Origin of the sequence: Pseudomonas sp. O39 (assembly GCF_045447295.1) — a bacterium.
Taxonomy (GTDB): domain Bacteria; phylum Pseudomonadota; class Gammaproteobacteria; order Pseudomonadales; family Pseudomonadaceae; genus Aquipseudomonas; species Aquipseudomonas antarctica_A.
Map to the genome: position 1 here is coordinate 59,884 of NZ_JBJGXV010000006.1, position 17,992 is coordinate 77,875.

At 59.9% G+C, this 17,992-nt stretch carries 18 protein-coding genes and 1 other RNA gene; 8 read left to right on the forward strand and 11 right to left on the reverse strand.

The window, feature by feature from the left end:
• Positions 1–4: 4 nt before the first annotated feature.
• The 9 genes from mraY to rsmI form a co-directional block, all read right to left on the reverse strand.
• Positions 5–1,087, reverse strand: a complete 1,083-nt coding sequence (gene mraY, locus ACI77D_RS10940; protein WP_058414269.1) for a phospho-N-acetylmuramoyl-pentapeptide-transferase — start codon at positions 1,085–1,087, stop codon at positions 5–7.
• Complete coding sequence (gene murF / locus ACI77D_RS10945; protein WP_064450760.1) at positions 1,087–2,457, reverse strand: UDP-N-acetylmuramoyl-tripeptide--D-alanyl-D-alanine ligase; 1,371 nt, start codon at positions 2,455–2,457, stop codon at positions 1,087–1,089. The genes mraY and murF overlap by 1 nt, the downstream gene beginning before the upstream one ends.
• On the reverse strand, positions 2,450–3,913 hold the full coding sequence (locus ACI77D_RS10950; protein WP_407016568.1) for a UDP-N-acetylmuramoyl-L-alanyl-D-glutamate--2,6-diaminopimelate ligase: 1,464 nt from the start codon (positions 3,911–3,913) through the stop codon (positions 2,450–2,452). Before ACI77D_RS10950 ends, murF begins: the two co-directional genes overlap by 8 nt.
• On the reverse strand, positions 3,913–5,655 hold the full coding sequence (locus ACI77D_RS10955; protein WP_167353720.1) for a penicillin-binding protein 2: 1,743 nt from the start codon (positions 5,653–5,655) through the stop codon (positions 3,913–3,915). Before ACI77D_RS10955 ends, ACI77D_RS10950 begins: the two co-directional genes overlap by 1 nt.
• Positions 5,655–5,948 carry a cell division protein FtsL gene (gene ftsL / locus ACI77D_RS10960; protein ID WP_003216203.1) on the reverse strand — a complete coding sequence of 98 codons (294 nt, stop codon included), beginning with the start codon at positions 5,946–5,948 and terminating at the stop codon, positions 5,655–5,657. Before ftsL ends, ACI77D_RS10955 begins: the two co-directional genes overlap by 1 nt.
• The gene (gene rsmH, locus ACI77D_RS10965; protein ID WP_064450757.1) at positions 5,945–6,892 is read right to left on the reverse strand and encodes a 16S rRNA (cytosine(1402)-N(4))-methyltransferase RsmH; all 948 of its coding nucleotides are present in this window, start codon (positions 6,890–6,892) and stop codon (positions 5,945–5,947) included. The genes ftsL and rsmH overlap by 4 nt, the downstream gene beginning before the upstream one ends.
• Positions 6,889–7,344: a division/cell wall cluster transcriptional repressor MraZ gene (mraZ, locus tag ACI77D_RS10970; RefSeq protein WP_064450756.1), complete on the reverse strand. Its 456-nt coding sequence runs from the start codon at positions 7,342–7,344 to the stop codon at positions 6,889–6,891. Before mraZ ends, rsmH begins: the two co-directional genes overlap by 4 nt.
• 355 nt (positions 7,345–7,699) lie before the next feature.
• Positions 7,700–8,053, reverse strand: an RNA gene (gene rnpB / locus ACI77D_RS10975) — RNase P RNA component class A.
• Positions 8,054–8,148: 95 nt separating this feature from the next.
• Complete coding sequence (rsmI, locus tag ACI77D_RS10980; RefSeq protein ID WP_167353675.1) at positions 8,149–9,054, reverse strand: 16S rRNA (cytidine(1402)-2'-O)-methyltransferase; 906 nt, start codon at positions 9,052–9,054, stop codon at positions 8,149–8,151.
• A gap of 176 nt (positions 9,055–9,230) precedes the next feature.
• Between rsmI and ACI77D_RS10985 the strand changes: the two genes are divergently transcribed.
• The 4 genes from ACI77D_RS10985 to ACI77D_RS11000 all read left to right on the forward strand — a co-directional run bounded on the left by ACI77D_RS10985 (position 9,231) and on the right by ACI77D_RS11000 (position 12,677).
• Entirely contained in the window at positions 9,231–11,042 is a 1,812-nt protein-coding gene (locus ACI77D_RS10985; protein ID WP_407016569.1) for a penicillin-binding protein activator, read from the forward strand.
• Entirely contained in the window at positions 11,042–11,413 is a 372-nt protein-coding gene (locus tag ACI77D_RS10990) for a YraN family protein (protein ID WP_064450754.1), read from the forward strand. Before ACI77D_RS10985 ends, ACI77D_RS10990 begins: the two co-directional genes overlap by 1 nt.
• 92 nt (positions 11,414–11,505) lie before the next feature.
• Complete coding sequence (locus tag ACI77D_RS10995) at positions 11,506–12,099, forward strand: phosphoheptose isomerase (protein WP_003216190.1); 594 nt, start codon at positions 11,506–11,508, stop codon at positions 12,097–12,099.
• Positions 12,096–12,677 carry a BON domain-containing protein gene (locus ACI77D_RS11000; RefSeq protein WP_064450753.1) on the forward strand — a complete coding sequence of 194 codons (582 nt, stop codon included), beginning with the start codon at positions 12,096–12,098 and terminating at the stop codon, positions 12,675–12,677. The genes ACI77D_RS10995 and ACI77D_RS11000 overlap by 4 nt, the downstream gene beginning before the upstream one ends.
• Before the next feature lie 69 nt (positions 12,678–12,746).
• Here the strand turns inward: ACI77D_RS11000 and ACI77D_RS11005 are convergent, their stop codons facing one another.
• Together ACI77D_RS11005 and ACI77D_RS11010 are read right to left on the reverse strand one after the other, a co-directional pair.
• Positions 12,747–13,523, reverse strand: a complete 777-nt coding sequence (locus ACI77D_RS11005; RefSeq protein WP_053254460.1) for an OmpA family protein — start codon at positions 13,521–13,523, stop codon at positions 12,747–12,749.
• 221 nt (positions 13,524–13,744) lie between these two features.
• A complete protein-coding gene (locus ACI77D_RS11010) occupies positions 13,745–14,389 on the reverse strand; it encodes an MBL fold metallo-hydrolase (RefSeq protein WP_064450752.1) in 645 nt (214 codons plus the stop codon).
• A 164-nt stretch (positions 14,390–14,553) separates the two neighbouring features.
• On the opposite strand from ACI77D_RS11010, the gene ACI77D_RS11015 reads away from it, so the two are divergent.
• Genes ACI77D_RS11015 through ACI77D_RS11030 form a run of 4 tightly spaced genes read left to right on the forward strand, consistent with a single transcriptional unit; the run spans position 14,554 to position 17,990 of the window.
• Positions 14,554–15,144, forward strand: coding sequence for a paraquat-inducible protein A (locus ACI77D_RS11015; RefSeq protein WP_064450751.1), 591 nt, complete (start codon positions 14,554–14,556; stop codon positions 15,142–15,144).
• The gene (locus tag ACI77D_RS11020; RefSeq protein WP_064450750.1) at positions 15,141–15,785 is read left to right on the forward strand and encodes a paraquat-inducible protein A; all 645 of its coding nucleotides are present in this window, start codon (positions 15,141–15,143) and stop codon (positions 15,783–15,785) included. The genes ACI77D_RS11015 and ACI77D_RS11020 overlap by 4 nt, the downstream gene beginning before the upstream one ends.
• On the forward strand, positions 15,766–17,415 hold the full coding sequence (locus tag ACI77D_RS11025; protein ID WP_064450749.1) for an intermembrane transport protein PqiB: 1,650 nt from the start codon (positions 15,766–15,768) through the stop codon (positions 17,413–17,415). Before ACI77D_RS11020 ends, ACI77D_RS11025 begins: the two co-directional genes overlap by 20 nt.
• A 14-nt stretch (positions 17,416–17,429) precedes the next feature.
• Complete coding sequence (locus tag ACI77D_RS11030; RefSeq protein ID WP_262667046.1) at positions 17,430–17,990, forward strand: membrane integrity-associated transporter subunit PqiC; 561 nt, start codon at positions 17,430–17,432, stop codon at positions 17,988–17,990.
• Positions 17,991–17,992: the final 2 nt, after the last annotated feature.

Consider the following 17,992-nt stretch of genomic DNA (forward strand, 5'->3'; position numbering starts at 1 on the left):
GTTTCTACCTCAGTTTCAGGGTGGCAAGGCCGACCAGTACCAGAATCACGGTGATGATCCAGAAACGGACAATCACACGCGGCTCGGGCCAGCCCTTGAGTTCAAAGTGGTGGTGAATCGGCGCCATACGGAACACGCGGCGCCCGGTCAATTTGAAGGAGGCCACCTGGATGACCACCGACAGGGTTTCCATCACGAACACACCGCCCATGATGAACAGCACGATTTCCTGGCGAACGATCACGGCGATGGTGCCCAAGGCTGCGCCCAGCGCCAGTGCGCCGACGTCGCCCATGAAGACTTGTGCGGGATAGGTGTTGAACCACAGGAAGCCCAGGCCGGCACCGATCAGCGCGCCGCAGAACACGATCAACTCACCCGCGCCCGGCACATAAGGGATCAGCAGGTATTCAGCGAACTTCACGTTACCCGACAGGTAGCAGAAGATGCCGAGCGCGCCGCCCACCATCACCGTCGGCATGATCGCCAGGCCATCGAGGCCGTCAGTCAGGTTCACGGCGTTGCTGGAGCCGACGATGACGAAGTAGGTCAGCACCACGAAGCCAATGCCCAGTGGAATGCTCGCATCCTTGAGCATCGGGATGATCAGGGTGGTTTCCACGGCGCTCGGCGCGGTGGTGTAAAGGAAGATCGCCGCCGCAAGGCCGAACACCGACTGCCAGAAATACTTCCAGCGGCTCGGCAGCCCCTTGGAGTTCTTTTCGATCACTTTGCGGTAGTCATCGACCCAGCCAATGGCGCCGAACAACAGGGTCACCAGCAGCACCGTCCACACGTAGCGGTTATGCAGGTCGGCCCACAGCAAGGTGCTGATGCCGATGGACGAGAGGATCAACGCGCCGCCCATGGTCGGGGTGCCGGACTTGGACAGGTGCGACTGCGGGCCGTCATTGCGAACCGATTGACCAATTTGCAGGTTCTGCAGGGTGCGGATCATCCACGGCCCCAGGAACAGCGACAGAGACAGCGCGGTCAGCACACCCAGAATCCCGCGCAGGGTCAGGTACTGAAAGACCGCGAAGCCTTTGTGGAACTGTTGCAGATACTCAGCCAGCAGCAGCAGCATTAATGTTTCTCCGTACTTGAGCCACACAAGGCCGCGACGACGTTTTCCATCACCGCGCTGCGCGATCCCTTGATCAAAATGGTTGTGTGTTTGTCTTGTTCAGCCACGCCCAGCGCCTGGATCAGCTCGGCCTGGGTTGCAAAATGCCGCGCGCCGAGACCGAAGGCGTTTACCGCGTGAGCCATGTTCGGGCCGACGGCGTAGAGCGCATCGACTTTGCCTGTGGCGTAGGCGCCGACTTCGCGATGGGACTGTTCGGCCCAGTCGCCCAGTTCGGCGATATCGCCCAGCACCAATACCTTGCGCCCCTCGAAGCCTTTGAGCAGGTCAATGGCGGCACAGACCGAGGATTGGTTGGCGTTGTAAGTGTCATCAATCACGCGCATGCCGTTGGTAGCCAACTGTGCGACCGTGCGGCCTTTAACCGGCTGCACCGCGCCCAGGCCAGTGGCAATTCCGAACAGCGACACACCCAGGGCATGGGCGGCAGCGGCGGCGGCCAAGGCATTGGCGACGTTATGGTTGCCCAGCAGATTCAGTTGCACATGCTCACTGCCTTGCGGGGTATGCAAGGTGAAGGACGGGCAGCCACGGGCGTCAACAGTGATCGTGGAGGCATGGAAATCAGCCGCCGCGTTCAGCACGGCAAACGTCAGCACCTTGCGACCGGCGGCGCGTACACGCCAGGTCTCGAACGCCTTGTCGTCGAGGTTCAATACAGCGGTGCCCGAAGCATCGAGGCCTTCAAGGATTTCGCCCTTGGCTTCGACGATTTTTTCCGGGCCGCCGAACTCGCCAACGTGGGCGGTACCGGCGTTATTGAGAATCGCAACGTGGGGCTTGGTCAGCGCCACGGTGTAGGCAATTTCGCCAATACGCGAAGCGCCCAGCTCGATCACCGCCGCCGTGTGTTCCGGGGCCAGTTCGAGCAAGGTCAGCGGAGCGCCGAAATCATTGTTCAGGTTGCCACGGGTAGCGAGGACCGGCCCGCGCGTGCGCAGGACGCCAGCGAGCAGTTCCTTGACCGTGGTTTTGCCGCTGGAGCCGGTGATGGCTGCAACCGGCTTGTTAAAGGCAGCGCGGTTCAGAGCCCCAAGTTGGCCCAAAGCCAGGCGGGTATCAGCGACCAACAACTGCGGCAAAGTGGAATCCGCCACTTCGCGCTGTACCAAGGCGCCTACGGCACCTTTGGCGGCGACCTCGTTCAGGTAATCGTGGCCATCGAAACGCGGGCCGGCCAATGCGACAAACAGTTGCCCCGGTTTGATGTTGCGACTATCGATACTGACACCGTCGAAGCTGCAATCGCTCGACAGTACGCGGGCCGACAAGGCCTGGGTCAGTTCGCTGAACTTCATCGCCTTAAGCATGGGCGATCTCCCAGGCCGTCAGCGCGTGATCGGCCTCGACCAGGTCAGAGAAGGCATGGCGTTGGCCGTTGATTTCCTGATAGTCCTCGTGACCTTTACCGGCCAGCACCACGACATCGTCAGCGCTGGCGCTGGCGATCAATTGCGCAATGGCTGCGCCGCGACCGGCAACGAAGCTCGCCTTGGAGGCGTCTTTAAAGCCGACACGGATGTCATCGAAAATCTGGCTCGGGGCTTCGCTGCGCGGGTTGTCGTCAGTCACGACCACACCATCGGCCAGGCGCTCGACGATCTCGGCCATCAACGGACGTTTGCCGCGATCGCGATCACCGCCGCAGCCGAACAGGCACAGCAGTTTGCCCTTGGCGTGTGGGCGCAGGGCTTCGAGCACTTTTTCCAGGGCGTCCGGGGTATGGGCGTAATCGACCACGACCAGCGGTTGTGTACCGCCACCCAGGCGCTGCATGCGACCGGCCGGGCCTTCCAGCTTCGGCAGCACACGCAGGATTTCATCCAGCGCGTAATCCAGGCCGAGCAGTGCGCCGATGGCGGCAAGCACGTTGCTCAGGTTGAAACGGCCGAGAAGTGCGCTGCGCAAGTGGTGCTCGCCCTGCGGCGTGACCAAGGTGGCGAGCACGCCTTCATCATTAAATTGGCCTTCACGGCAATACAGGTACGCGCTGGAATCTTCCAGGCTGTAGGTGATCAAGCGCGCTTCGCTGTCTTCGGCAGCCAACTGACGACCGAATGCATCATCCAGGTTGACCACCCGGCACTTCAGGTCATTCCAGGCAAACAGCTTGGCCTTGGCGGCGGCGTAAGCCTCCATGGTGCCGTGGTAATCCAGATGATCGCGGGACAGGTTGGTCATCACCGCCACGTCAAACGCCAGGGCAGCCACGCGCCCCTGGTCCAGACCGTGTGAGGAGACTTCCATGGCAACGGCCTTGGCACCGGCCTTTTTCAGGTCGGCCAGGGTGGCTTGCACGGCAATCGGGTTCGGTGTGGTGTGCATGCCGCTTTGCAGCGCGCCATAAAAACCGGTGCCCAGGGTGCCGACAATGCCGCAGTGCTGACCCAGCAGGTCAAGGGCTTGCGCGACCAATTGGGTCACGCTGGTCTTGCCGTTGGTGCCCGTCACGCCCACCAGGTTCAATTGACGGCTCGGGTCGCCATAGAAACGCCCGGCAATGTCCGACAGCTGCGCAGCCAGACCCTTGACCGGAATCAACGGCACATCGGTGATCGGCAGCACGGTGGCGCCTTCCACTTCATAAGCGACGGCGGCCGCACCGCGTTGCAAGGCATCCGCAATGTGCGCACGGCCATCGAACTTGCCGCCAGGCACCGCCAGGAACAAGTCACCGGCGCGTACATTACGACTGTCCAGGCTCAACTCGCGAATCAGCAGATCGCGACCGGCGTGGGCAAAAATCTTGTTCAGACTAAGAGACATCAGCCGCGCCCTCCATTGGCTTTGGCAGCAGCGGCCGGTGGCCCGGCGTTCGCTTGTTGAGTCGGCGGCAAGTTGTCCGGCGTGATGTTCATCAGGCGCAGGGTGCCGGACATCACTTTGCTGAACACGGGCGCCGATACCAGGCCACCGAAGTAGCCGGCCTTACTCGGTTCATCAATCACGACAACAATGGCGTAGCGCGGGTCGCTCATCGGGCCAAAGCCGGCGAACAGCGAACGGTATGAGTTTTCGGCGTAACCCTTGGTGCCCACCGACGTTTTACGGGCGGTACCCGACTTGCCTGCCACGTGATACGCCGGCACCTGGGCACGGAATACGCCGCGCGGCGCTTCGATCACTTGTTGCAGCATGCCTTGCATGGTCTTGGCGACGTTTTCCGGGATCACCTGGGTGGCTTTCGGCGCTTCGTCGACATGGATCAGGCTCAAGGGAACCATGCGGCCATTATTGGCCAATACAGAGAAGGCATGGGCCAACTGGATCGCGGTCACCGACAGGCCGTAGCCGTAGGACAGCGTGGCGGTCTCGGCTTTTTTCCAGTCGCGGTAGTTCGGCAGGTTGCCCACGCGCTCACCCGGAAAATCCAGGCCTGTGGGTTGACCCAAGCCGATTTTTTGCGCCAGGTGATAGATGGTTTCGCCGCCGATATCGAAGGCGACCTTACTCATGCCCACGTTACTGGAGTTGATCAAAATACCGGTCAAATCCAGCACTGGGCCTTCGGTACGGGATACGTCACGAATGGTGTATTTGCCCAGTTGCAGGGTGCCCGGGTAAACCTCGACTTTGTCGCTCGGCTTCCAGCGCCCGGTTTCCAGGGCGGCACTCATGGAGATGGCTTTCATGGTCGAACCAGGTTCGAACACATCGATCATCGCGCGGTTACGCATCATCGCCGGTTGCAGGTTGCGACGGTTGTTCGGGTTGTAGGTCGGCTGGTTGACCATGGCGAGGATCTCGCCGGTCTTCACGTCCATAATCACCAGGCTGCCGGCCTTGGCGCCGTTTTCGATGATCGCGTTACGCAGTTCGCGGTTGGCCAGGTATTGCAGGCGCAGGTCAATCGACAACGCCAAGGGCTTACCAGCCTTGGCGTTTTTGGTGACCTGGACATCCTTGATCAGTCTGCCGCGCCGATCCTTGATGACCTGCCGCTTACCGGGAACGCCGGCCAGCCATTCATCGTAGGCCAGCTCTACGCCTTCACGGCCATGGTCATCGATGTCGGTAAAACCAACCATATGCGCGGTGGTTTCACCGGCCGGGTAGAAACGACGAAACTCCTCGATGCCGTAGACACCGGGGACTTTAAGGTCGAGCACTTGCTGGCCTTGCTCGGGGGTGAGCCCGCGAACAAGGTAGATGAATTCTTTATTAGCCTGGGCCTCCAGGCGTTCGGCCAGGGCTTTCGGGTCTTGACCCAGGGCGGCAGCAAGCTCTGGCCACTTTTCCTTGGCGGTTTGCAGTTCCTTGGCGTTGGCCCACAGAGTGGTCACCGGCGTACTGACGGCCAGAGGCTCGCCGTTACGGTCGGTGATCAGGCCGCGGTGCGCAGGAATCGGGATATGCCGCAGGCTACGGGCATTGCCCTCGCCGATCAGGAAGTCACGGTCGACCACTTGCAGGTCGATGATCCGCCAGGCAATCGCGCCCACCATGAGTGCCAACAAGCCCAGCATCAGACGGAAGCGCCATGGGTAGAGTGCGCCTTCAAGTTTCATCATGGCGCCACCATGCGAACTTCAGCCGCGCCCGGAATATGCATTTTAAGCTGTTCGGTGGCCAATACTTCGATGCGGCTATGGGCCGTCCAGGTACTTTGCTCAAGGATCAACCGGCCCCATTCCGCCTGCGCTTTGTCACGCACACTCAATTCCCCATAAAGGGTATTGAGCAATTGGCGGTTGTAGTGGGCGCTGTAGGACACCGCAATCGCGGACACCAGCACGCCGACAAACAGCAGCAACATAAAGAAGCTGCCGCCCGGGAGGGGCTTGGCGAAAAGCTTGCTCACCGCAGCTTCTCCGCGACGCGCATGACGGCGCTACGGGAACGTGGGTTGGCCTTGAGTTCGGCTTCGGAAGCGAACTGCGCTTTGCCATGAATTTTGATTTTCGGCACAAAGGCTTCAAAACGTACCGGCAGGTTGCGCGGCAGGTTATCGGACTCGCCCTTGACCAGACGACGCATGAACAGCTTGACGATGCGGTCTTCCAGGGAGTGGAAGCTGATCACCACCAGGCGACCGCCCACTTCCAGGGCTTCCAGTGCGGCTTCGAGACCGGCTTCCAGATCGCCCAGTTCGTTATTGACGTGAATGCGCAGGCCCTGGAATGCGCGGGTCGCAGGGTTCTTGCCCTTTTCCCACGCCGGGTTGGCGACTTTCAGTACTTCAGCCAGGTCGGCGGTGCGTTCAAACGGCTGGATTTCGCGGCGCTCGACAACCGCGCGCGCCATACGGCCAGCGAAGCGCTCTTCGCCGTATTCCTTGAATACACGGGTAATTTCTTCGTGGGGTGCGGTGGCGATGAACTGCGCAGCGCTGATGCCGCGAGTAGGGTCCATGCGCATATCGAGCGGGCCGTCGTTCATGAAACTGAAGCCGCGCTCCGGGTCGTCAAGCTGTGGCGAAGACACGCCCAGGTCGAGCAGAACCCCGGCCACCTTGCCTGCCATGCCGCGCTCGGCCACTTCGGCACCCAGCTCGGCAAAGCTACGCTGCACAACGACAAAGCGGCCGTCTTCGGCCGCTAGCGCTTGCCCGGTGGCAATCGCTTGAGGGTCTTTGTCAAACCCGAGGAGTTTGCCGTCAGGCCCGAGCTGGCTGAGTATCAACCGGCTGTGCCCGCCCCTGCCGAAGGTGCCATCCAAATAGCAGCCATCCGCGCGTACGGCGAGAGCCTCAACGGCTTCGTCAAGCAGTACGGTGATGTGGTTAAAGCCGCTATCAATAGTCACAGGATCAAATCACGCAGTTCATCAGGCATAGCGCCCGGTTGTTGAATAGCAGCCAGGTCAGCTGCAGAAACAGCATCCCAGGCATCTTCGTCCCACAATTGGAACTTGTTCAGTTGGCCGACCAGCATTGCGCGCTTATCCAGCTTGGCGTACTCGCGCAAACGCGGAGGCACCAGGAAACGACCGCTGCCATCGAGCTCTAGGTCGACGGCATTACCGATCAGCAGACGCTGCAGGCGGCGGTTTTCTTCACGCAATGAAGGCAGAGCGCGCAACTTGGTTTCGATCAACTCCCACTCATCGAGCGGGTAAACACACAAACAAGGGTCAACGGCGTCAATCGTGATGATTAACTGGCCTGAACTTCGCGAAACGAGCTCGTCACGATACCGGCTCGGCATAGCGAGACGGCCTTTTGCATCGAGACTGATAGCGTTAGCTCCGCGAAACACAGATGCGTTTCTCCAAATTTTAGCGTTTTACGTTCAAAAAACCCACTTTGTGCCACTTTCCGCCACTTGCGCACACTATAGGAATGCGCCCACCACACCGTCAAGGCGCGGATTCAAGGAAAAGCCTTACAGAACGGAGATTTAGGAACGTAAAAGGAGGAGAAACGAGAGTTTGGCGATATTTTTGACTCAACAACCGCAGATAGCTCATAGAGCTATGGCTTAAAGTTAAAGTAATTTATTAAGAGTAAGATTTTTTTGGTATTACGAAGATGCATCTGCCAATGATTTGGCAGGGAGGGATTCTTGCGTTACTACCGGGTTTCTGCACGAGATTCGAACAGAAGGAAAAAAGGTGGAGAGTCGATCTGTAAGCCGGGTTCTGTCTTGAACAGTCATTCGTCTACGATGGCCATCACTGGACATCTTTAGCAACCTACCCGGTCCCAGCGCGGGCCACGCCTTGGGACCCTATTTGGTCTTGCTCCAAGTGGGGTTTACCTAGCCACGAACTGTTGCCAGTCGTGCGGTGCGCTCTTACCGCACCTTTTCACCCTTACCGGCACCGAAGTGCTTAGGCGGTTATTTTCTGTGGCACTTTCCGTAGGCTCACGCCTCCCAGGCATTACCTGGCACTTCGCCCTATGGAGCCCGGACTTTCCTCCCCCCCCTAATTTTCATAGAGGGCAGCGACTGTCCAATCGACTCTCCGCCGCGCAGGTTAACGGCACGGCGGGCTCAGGACAAGTATTAAAGTGCAGCAATGCCATCACGTTCAGACGGAATACAGGTTTAACCCCGGAACTATTCGGCTTTCTGTTTATCCAGTGCGACCTGATAAAGCACATTCTTACGCACACCGGTAATTTCAGCCGCCAGGGCTGCTGCACGCTTGAGCGGCATCTCCTTGAGCAACAAATCCAGCACACGCATGGCTTCGCTGCTCACGGCATCTTCACTTTCCGGGGCAGTCCAACCGGCCACCAGCACCACACATTCGCCGCGCTGCTGATTGCTGTCACCCTCGACGAAGGCTCGCAGCTCTTCGAGGGGCAAGCCCTTGAGGGTTTCGAAGGTCTTGGTCAGCTCCCGGGCCAGCAGCGCCAGGCGCTCACCGCCGAATACCAGTTCCATATCCTGCAGGCATTCAAGAATGCGGTGCGGGGCTTCGTAGAAGATCAAGGTGCGCGGTTCTTCCTTTAAGGCTTGCAGACGCGCCCGACGCCCAACCGCCTTGGCCGGCAGGAAACCTTCGAAGATAAAACGGTCTGAGGGCAACCCGGCCGCCGATAATGCAGCAATCAGCGCGCAAGCCCCCGGAACAGGCACTACATTGATACCTGCGGCACGGGCCTGGCGGACCAGGTGGTAGCCGGGATCGGAAATCAACGGGGTTCCGGCATCCGAGATTAACGCCACATCATCACCGGCCAACAAGCGGGTGATAAAACGGCTGCCTTCTTCGCGCTCGTTATGTTCATGGCACGCGGCTAATGGCGTGCTGATACCAAAATGCTGCATCAAACGCTGGGAGTGCCGTGTGTCTTCCGCCGCGATCAGTTTTACGTCGCGCAACACTTTCAGCGCCCGGGCACTGATGTCGTCCAGGTTGCCAATGGGCGTCGCCACGACAAAAAGCGAGCCTGCAGTGGAATTCAAAGGACCTGGAGCAGTCAAAACGCACACCTCGATGGTTGGCAAAAGCCGCATTGTAACGCGTAGGCGCTTCGAAAATATGCCATCAGCGCTGATGCCTTTTCAGCCGCCGATGACGAATAGCAACATTTACATGACCTAAATCGACGGTTTCACACCAGTAACATCGCGCCTGGGCCAGTGCTTGGGTACAATTCCACGCTAATTTGATCGGTATCAGGAACACTTACATGATCGCTTGCCTGCGGCTGCTCTCCGCCCTCTGCCTCGCTGCCTTATTGGCCGCTTGCGCCAGCTCGCCCTCGTCCAGCCTTGGCGACCTCCCCCGGACCCCGGACGCCAGTATCGAGCAACTGCTCGAACAGGCCACTTCCGCCAAGACGCCAGAAAAGGCCGCGTTGTTGCGCCTGAGTGCGACAGACCTGGCCTACCACCAGAACAACCCTGGCCGTTCGTCGCAGATTCTTGCGCAGGTGCCCCTGGATGTCCTGAAGCCGGCCGCGCAAGTATTTGCCAGCACCCTGGCTGCCGAATTGGCCATGGCGCGCAACCAGCCCAAGGCTGCGTTGGCCGCCCTGAACCACCCCAGCCTGCAAAGCCTGAAGGAGCTGCCGACAGACCAGCAGGTCCGCACCGGCACCGTGCATGCGCGCGCCTATGAAGCGGATGGCCAGACCCTGGCAGCCGCTCGCGAGCGTGTCGCCATGGCCCCGCTGCTGACAGGTGACGCCGCCAAGAGCAACCACGAAGCCATCTGGGCGTTGATTGCCGCGCTGCCGGCCGAACAACTGCAAGCCAGCGGCAACCCGACACTCGACGGCTGGATCAGCCTGGCCAAGGCCGTCAAAGGCGCCGGGACCCTGGAGCAGCAGCAAGCCGCTATCGATACCTGGCGCGCTCAGAACCCAGGCCACCCAGCGGCGGTGGATCTGCCAACCCCGCTGACCAAGCTCAAGGAACTGGCCAGCCAGCCCCTGAGCAAAATCGCCCTGCTGCTGCCGCAGGAAGGTCCGCTGGCCTCGGTCGGCAAGGCACTGCGCGAAGGCTTCATGGCCGCGCACTACCAGGCTGAACAAGCCGGACAGAAGCCGCCAGTCATCGAGTTCTATGACAGTTCGCGCTTGAGCTCCATCGACGACTTCTACGCCAAGGCCCAGGCCGCCGGCGTACAACTGGTGGTCGGCCCGCTGGAAAAACCGCTGGTCAAACAACTGGCCGCGCGCCCGCAACTGCCGATTACCACCCTGGCGTTGAACTACAGCGAAGTCGATCAAAACCCGCCGCAACTGTTCCAGTTCGGCCTGGCAGCTGAAGACGAAGCCCGCGAAGTCTCGCGCCGCGCCCGCGCCGACGGCTTGCATCGCGCCGCCGCCATGGTGCCCCGTGGCGAATGGGGTGAACGTGTCTACAAGGCCTTCCGTCAGGACTGGGAAGCCAATGGCGGCACCGTCGTCGGCGTCGAGTATGTCGATCAGCCGGTCGCCCTCGCCCAACAGATTGCCGACCTGTTCCAACTGCGTAAAAGCGAAGGCCGCGCCAAGAGCCTGCAAAGCACCGTCGGCACCGACGTAGCGGCGCAGCCTTCGCGCCGTCAGGACATCGAGTTCATCTTCCTGGCCGTGACACCGCAACTGGCCCAGCAGATCAAGCCGACCCTGAACTTCCAGTACGCCGGTGATGTGCCGGTGTATGCGACGTCCCACGTGTTCAGCGCCAGTGGCGACAAAAACCAGTACCTGGACATGACTAACGTGATGTTCTGCGAAACCCCTTGGTTGCTCAACACCACTGACCCACTGCGCAATCAGGTTGCCGCGCAATGGCCACAGGCCAATGGCAGCCTCGGCCGCCTGTATGCGATGGGCGTGGACGCCTACCGCCTGGCACCGCGCCTGGGCCAACTCAAGGCACTGCCGGACACGCGCGTTGACGGTCTCTCGGGCAACCTGGGCATCAGCGCCAACCAGCGCGTTGACCGCCAGATGCCGTGGGCGAAGTTCGTCGGCGGCGATATCCAGCGCCTGCCGGACACCCCGCGCTGATGCCCGAGCGGTCCAGCGCACAAAGCGGCAAGGACGCCGAACTGCAAGCTCTCGAGTATCTTCAACAACGGGGTCTGCGCCTTCTGGCGCAGAACTGGTTGTGTAAACGCGGTGAGCTTGATCTGGTCATGCTTGACGGCGATACAGTAGTATTCGTCGAAGTCCGCTACAGAAAACACGCACAATGGGGTGGCGCGCTCGCCAGTATCGACGGGCGCAAGCGTCAGAAGCTGATACTCGCTGCGCAGTTTTTCCTGCAAAAAGAGCATCGCTGGGCTGACTATCCCTGCCGTTTCGATGTGGTTGCCATAGAAAGCACACCGTCTGGTCCTGCTGATCCGAACTGGCTCAAAGATGCCTTCGACAGCTGATTCACCGGACATCTTCACCACACACTTTTGCTCTTTGCTTTGCGGGCTGCACATTCCTGTGCCACACAGCCGCGCTACTTAAGGTCACACAGATGGACATGCAATCCCGAATTCGCCAGCTTTTCCAGGCCAGCATCGACACCAAGCAACAGGCGATGGACGTACTTGCACCGCACATCGAGCAAGCCAGTCAGGTCATGGTCAATGCCTTGCTCAACGAGGGCAAAATGCTTTCGTGCGGCAACGGCGGTTCGGCCGGTGATGCCCAGCATTTTTCCTCCGAGCTGCTCAACCGCTTCGAGCGCGAGCGCCCGAGCCTGCCGGCCATTGCCTTGACGACCGACACCTCGACGATCACCTCAATCGCCAATGACTACAGCTACAACGAAATCTTCTCCAAGCAGATCCGTGCCCTTGGCCAGCCGGGTGATGTGTTGCTGGCGATTTCCACCAGCGGCAACTCGGCAAACATTATTCAAGCGATCCAGGCCGCACATGATCGCGAAATGATTGTCGTAGCATTGACCGGACGCGATGGCGGCGGCATGGCCTCGCTGCTGTTGCCTGAAGACGTGGAGATCCGCGTCCCGGCCAATGTCACTGCACGCATTCAAGAAGTCCACCTGCTGGCGATCCACTGCCTGTGCGATTTGATCGACAGCCAACTGTTCGGGAGTGAAGAATGACCGTTAACCGCATCAGCCTTTTGGCCATTACGCTGTGCCTCGCCATCAGCGGCTGCAGCACGGCAATCACTGCGACACGTGACACCCCCATCCAGGACGACAAGGGCACACGCACCTTCGGCAGCAAGATTGACGACTCGTTGATCGAAACCAAAGTTGAAGTGAACGTCGCCAAGGCCGCCACCGACTTGGGCAATGGTGCGTCGCGCATTGTCGTGACCAGCTTCAACGGCGTGGTGTTGCTCGCCGGCCAAACCCCGCGTGCCGACCTCAAGGCGCAGGCTGAACAAGCGGCCTCTAGCGTGCAACGGGTGAAAAAGGTTCACAACGAACTGCAAGTCATGGACCCGATCACGCTGCTGGCCATCAGCAACGATGCCCTGCTGACCACCAAGATCAAGGCGCAGATGCTGACCGACAACGCGATCCCTGGCTCGCGCATCAAGATCGTCACCGACAACGGCATCGTCTACATGATGGGCCTGCTGACCCAGGCGGAAGCCACCCGTGCAGCCAACCTGGTACAGGGTGTGTCCGGCGTGCAGAAAATCGTGAAAGTGTTCGAATACATCGACTGATGTAAACGACAGCCACAAAAAAAGGGCGCCGTGCATTGATTGCACGGCGCCCTTTTTTGTGGCCGGTGTTTACTGGTACTGCTGGTATGGGTTGCCCTGGAACTGGTTGTTCTGCTGTGGCGCCTGTTGCTGTTGCTGCTGTTGCCCAGGCTGACCGTATTGCTGACCCGGAATCGGGCCGAGGTTGACCTCTACGCGACGGTTCTGGGCACGGCCATTCACATCGGCGTTGCTGGCAATCGGGTTATCCGGGCCGGCACCGCGTGCACTCAGGTTGGTCGGGCTGACACCTTGGGAGGTCAGGTAGTTGGCCACGCTTTGCGCACGACGCTGGGACAGGTCCATGTTCAACTGGCGGCTGCCGGTGCTGTCGGTGTAGCCGACGATCTGGATAGTGTTCTGGTTGAACTGCTTGAGCGAGTTGGCCAGGTTGTTCAGCGGCGTGTAGAAACTGCCGGCAATATCCGCCGAGTTGGTAGCAAAGGTGATGTTACCCGGCATGATCAGCTTGATCTGGTCGCCCTGGCGCTGAACTTCAACCCCGGTATTGGCCATGCTGGCCCGCAGTTTCTTTTCCTGCTGGTCGGCGTAGTAGCCATAGCCCGCACCACCCAGGCCCGCAACGGCAGCACCAATCAGGGCGCCCTTGCCACGGTTATTGTGGTCGATCGCAGCACCGGCCAGACCACCGGCCAATGCAGCCAGGCCACCGTACTTGGCCGTGTTGCTGATGCCCGATGAGCCGTTTGCCTGTCCTTGGCTTCCATCATAAGGGTTAGGAGACGCACAGCCGGACAACAAGGCAACAGCCGTGGCAACGACAAGCAGACGACGCGAAGTGAACATGAAGAAAGCTCCTACTTTTGCATTCTGTGATGCAGAGGACATTGGCAATAGACCTGTGCCGAGTTTGGAACACGACAAACGGTAAAAATTCCATGCCCGGCAGGCCCGCGCTCTACAACCGATGAGCACTCTAAAACCCTAGCAGAGACTTCCTGAACGGGAATTGTCATTTTCTTTATAGGGATCGTCGAACGGTTGCCACTTGGTATCCGCGAAGATACCTAAGCCCTTACGAACGGGTTCTCACGCATTTCATCCCCAAGACGCGTGTCCGGCCCATGCCCCGTCACGACGGTTGCGCCCTCATCCAGGGTATACAAACGCTGCTTGATCGAACGCACGATGGTCGCCTGGTCCCCGCCCCACAGATCCGTACGCCCCACGCCGCGCTTGAACAAGGTGTCTCCGGCAATCAATAACCTGGCATCGGCAAACCAAAAGCTCATCGAGCCCGGTGTGTGCCCCGGCGTATGCAGCGCCACCCCGCAACCGCAGGCCAACTCCTCGTCATCTTCCAGCCAGCGATCCGGCGGCGGCACCGGCGTGTAGGGCACACGGAACATCTGGCACTGCATTTCCAGGTTGTCCCAGAGGAATTGGTCCTCCTTGTGCAAATGCAGGGTCGCACCGGTTTTCTCTTTCAACTGGCCGGACGCCAGGAAGTGATCGAGGTGCGCATGGGTATGGATGATGCTCACCACCTTCAAGCCCAGCGCGTCGAGGCGTGCCAGGATCAGCTCGTGATTACCGCCCGGGTCGACCACGATGGCTTTTTTGGTGATCGGGTCGCCGATAATGGTGCAGTTGCACTGCAACGGGCCGACGGGGAAGGTTTCGCGGATCAGTGCGGCTTTTTCGATATTCATGGGCGTTCCTGCAAACTCTATGGCACATTCCAGTCGCAGTATGGTTGACCTTGCCCTTGATCAGGAAGGGATCAAGCTTGGGATGCTTCAACTGCTAATCTACTCAGGCGCCATCAAACCCGTAGCACGTCCAACACCGCAGCGTCGCGTCTGGAGCGAGACTTATGGCGAATCACCGGGTCATCTGCGAACACTGCGATTGTGTGTACGAAAAGGTCACGCTCGCCAAACATCAAAAAGCCCTGTGCACACGCTGCGCCGGCGTATTGCAGCGCTACAACGGGTTGTCAGTGCAACAGCGACTCGCGCTGACCGTCACGGCGGCAGTATTGTGGACCTTCGCCAACTTTTACCCGGTGATGAGCATCAGCCTGCAAGGCTTGAAAAACAGCGCGACCCTGTGGGATTCGGTGGTTGCATTGAGCCTGGGGCCGATCACCTTTATTGCGTTGGTGGCGGCGATCTCCATGATCATCGCGCCGGTTTTTCAACTGCTGTTGCTGATCTGGGTCTTGAGTTTCGCCTTGTCCGGCAAGCGCTCGCCGGCGTTCAAATTGTGCATGCGCTGGCTGGAAGCGCTCAGGCCGTGGAGCATGCTGGAAGTCTGCTTGCTGGGCTCGATGGTGGCCGTGTTCAAACTGGCCGGCATGCTCGACGTGATACCCGGCACCGGCCTGTTTGCCCTCGCCGCCCTGGCCTTGTTGCTGATCCGCATCGCCGGGCGCGATGTGCGCGACTTGTGGGACACCGTATGAATTCGCCACCGACCGCCCGCGAGCTGAACCTGTGCCTATGCCACACCTGCGGCCAATCGTGCGACATGCGCGACGAGCCCAGCGAGTGCGAGCGCTGCGGCGCGCCCCTGCACCGGCGCAAGATTCACTCACTGACGCGCACCTGGGCCTATATGCTCACGGCACTCGCGTTTTATATCCCGGCGAATTTGTTACCGGTGATGAACACGACGATGCTCGGCTCGGGGGCGGACAGCACCATCATGAGTGGCGTACTGGAGTTCTGGCAGCACGGCGCCTGGGACATTGCTCTGATCATTTTCATCGCCAGCATTGCAGTGCCGGGGATCAAGTTCGTGTCGTTGACGCTGCTGCTGGTCACCGTGCAGCGCAACAGCCTGTGGGCGCGCAAGGAACGCTCGAAGCTGTTTCGGTTTGTCGAGCTGATCGGCTACTGGTCGATGCTCGATGTAATTGTGGTCGCACTGGTGGCCGCACTGGTGAAGTTCCAGGCGTTGGGCACCATCGAGCCGCGCCTGGGCATCCTGTTTTTTGGCCTGGTGGTAGTCTTCACGATGCTGGCAGCCATGAGTTTTGATCCACGGCTGATCTGGGAAAACCCACACAATGAGGAGACCTCGGATGAGCTCACCCAACACTGACACGCCGGCCGGCTCACCCGCGATCAAGACACGACGTTTCAGCGTTTCGCTGGTGTGGATCGTGCCGATAGTGGCGGTGCTGGTGGGGATTTCGCTGGTGGTTCACAGCGTGCTGCAACAGGGACCGACCATCGTCCTCAATTTCAAGACCGGCAGCGGCTTGGTCGCCAACAAAACTGACGTCAAATATCGCAATGTGGTGATCGGCCAGGTCTCTGACGTGGCCTTGAGTGACGACCAGAAAAGCGTCAACGCCACGATCAAGTTGGCCAAGCAGGCGGAAAGCTTCACCCGAGAAGACTCAAAATTCTGGGTTGTCCGCCCGCGCATCGGCGCCGGTGGCGTGTCCGGCATCGACACCTTGCTGTCCGGCGACTACATCGGTGCCGATATCGGCCAGTCCGACACCCGCGCCAAACAGTTCAAAGGCCTGGAAAACCCGCCGCCCATCACCTATGGCGAACCGGGCAAACGTTTTACCCTGCATACCCAGGGCCTGGGTTCGCTGGATATCGGCTCGCCAGTGTATTACCGCAAAATTCCGGTCGGCCAGGTGGTGGCCTATGAGCTGGATGACGACGGCAAAGGCGTGAATATCGAAGTCTTCGTGCATGCGCCCAATGATGTGTATGTCACCGAAAACACGCGATTCTGGAACGCCAGTGGTATTGACCTGAGCGTCGGCGCCAATGGCTTCGCGCTTAAAACCGAGTCGCTGTCGTCAATGCTGGCTGGAGGCATCGCTTTCCAGGCGCCGCCCTACAGCCCCAACGACAAGCCGGCCGCTGAAGATCACGCCTATGAACTGTTCGACGACCAGCAAAGCGCCCTCGCCCCGCCCAATGGCAAAGGGCAATATATGGCCTTGCGGTTTGATCAGGCCCTGCGCGGCCTGAAAGTCGGTGCACCGGTGGAGTTCCTCGGCGTCGAGTTCGGCAAAGTGGTGTCGATCAACCTGGATTACGATGCGAAGAAACGCAGCTTTCCGATCAACGTCGGCATCGTGATTTATCCGCAATTGCTCGGGGAAGCCAATACCAAGCTGCTCAAGGCCACCAATCATGACCCCAACGACGAAGCGGGCGGCGTTCGCTTGATCGGCACGTTTATCGAAAACGGCCTGCGTGCCCAGGCTCGCAGCGGCAACCTGCTGACTGGCCAGCTGTACATCGCCCTGGACTTCTTCCCCAAAGCCGAAAAAGTTGCGTTTGACCCGAACCTGCGCCCAATCAACATTCCGACCATTCCCGGCAACCTGGAACAGCTGCAGGAAAAACTCGAAGGCATCGTCAACAAGCTCAACCAACTGCCCGTCGAGCGCATTGCGGGTAACCTCGACAGCAGCCTGGTCGAACTGCGCAAAGGGCTCGCCCAGTTCAACGCCAAAACCCTGCCCGGTGTACAGGCCACGCTGGGCGACGTGAGCAAGACGCTGCAATCGGCCAACTCGACCCTGGCCGACGACTCGCCGCAACGCGAACAACTGACCCAGACCCTGGATGAACTGGCGCGCATGTCGCGCTCCTTGCGCGAACTGTCGGACTACCTCGGCCGACATCCGGAGTCGCTGATTCGCGGTCGCCCCGACAACGCCGCGCCACTGGACCTGCAAGGGCCACCGCGCAAATGAGCAATGGAGCCGCCATGACCCGTCCCTTGAAAATCACTCTGGTTACCGCGCTGGTGCTACTCGCGGCGTGTCGCAGTGAGCCGATTGCATTCCACACCCTGACGCCGGCGCACTGGAATAACGCCACTCAAGCGCAGGCGAGCGATATCCGCATTGAAAGCATCAGCGTGCCGCCACAGGTTGACCGGCCGCAGATCGTGATTCGTCAGGGTGACAGTGGTGTGGCGATTCTGGAAACCCAGTGGTGGGCCGCCAGCCTGGCCGATGAGCTGAAAAGTGCGCTGGTGGATCAACTGGCGAACAGTCATTCCCGGCAAGCCGTGTCGTTGCGCCTTGAGGTTCAACGTTTTGACTCGGTGCCCGGGCAGTACGCGTTGCTCGACGTGCGCTGGCGCCTGAGGCCAACCAGCGGCGGTGACCGCCCGCCGTTGAACTGCCGCACCACCTTGCAAACGCCCGCAGGCCCGAGCATCGACGACCTCGTGGCGGCGCACCAAAACAACGTCAAGCGCTTCGCCGCCCTGGTCAGCCAAGCGGTGGACACATCGCTGAAAGAGTGCCCGACCGCGCGGTAGTT

Bases quoted from the DNA above. Each gene is read 5' to 3' on its own strand.
- ACI77D_RS10995 (WP_003216190.1), top strand. From the start codon at position 11,506: ATGGACATGCAATCCCGAATTCGCCAGCTTTTCCAGGCCAGCATCGAC.
- ACI77D_RS11010 (WP_064450752.1), bottom strand. From the start codon at position 14,389: ATGAATATCGAAAAAGCCGCACTGATCCGCGAAACCTTCCCCGTCGGC.
- rsmI (WP_167353675.1), bottom strand. From the start codon at position 9,054: ATGCGGCTTTTGCCAACCATCGAGGTGTGCGTTTTGACTGCTCCAGGT.
- ACI77D_RS11015 (WP_064450751.1), top strand. From the start codon at position 14,554: ATGGCGAATCACCGGGTCATCTGCGAACACTGCGATTGTGTGTACGAA.
- ACI77D_RS11025 (WP_064450749.1), top strand. From the start codon at position 15,766: ATGAGCTCACCCAACACTGACACGCCGGCCGGCTCACCCGCGATCAAG.
- ACI77D_RS10950 (WP_407016568.1), bottom strand. From the start codon at position 3,913: ATGTCTCTTAGTCTGAACAAGATTTTTGCCCACGCCGGTCGCGATCTG.
- ACI77D_RS11030 (WP_262667046.1), top strand. From the start codon at position 17,430: ATGACCCGTCCCTTGAAAATCACTCTGGTTACCGCGCTGGTGCTACTC.
- ACI77D_RS11005 (WP_053254460.1), bottom strand. From the start codon at position 13,523: ATGTTCACTTCGCGTCGTCTGCTTGTCGTTGCCACGGCTGTTGCCTTG.
- ACI77D_RS10955 (WP_167353720.1), bottom strand. From the start codon at position 5,655: ATGAAACTTGAAGGCGCACTCTACCCATGGCGCTTCCGTCTGATGCTG.
- murF (WP_064450760.1), bottom strand. From the start codon at position 2,457: ATGCTTAAGGCGATGAAGTTCAGCGAACTGACCCAGGCCTTGTCGGCC.
- ACI77D_RS11000 (WP_064450753.1), top strand. From the start codon at position 12,096: ATGACCGTTAACCGCATCAGCCTTTTGGCCATTACGCTGTGCCTCGCC.
- mraY (WP_058414269.1), bottom strand. From the start codon at position 1,087: ATGCTGCTGCTGCTGGCTGAGTATCTGCAACAGTTCCACAAAGGCTTC.
- ACI77D_RS11020 (WP_064450750.1), top strand. From the start codon at position 15,141: ATGAATTCGCCACCGACCGCCCGCGAGCTGAACCTGTGCCTATGCCAC.
- ACI77D_RS10990 (WP_064450754.1), top strand. From the start codon at position 11,042: ATGCCCGAGCGGTCCAGCGCACAAAGCGGCAAGGACGCCGAACTGCAA.
- ACI77D_RS10985 (WP_407016569.1), top strand. From the start codon at position 9,231: ATGATCGCTTGCCTGCGGCTGCTCTCCGCCCTCTGCCTCGCTGCCTTA.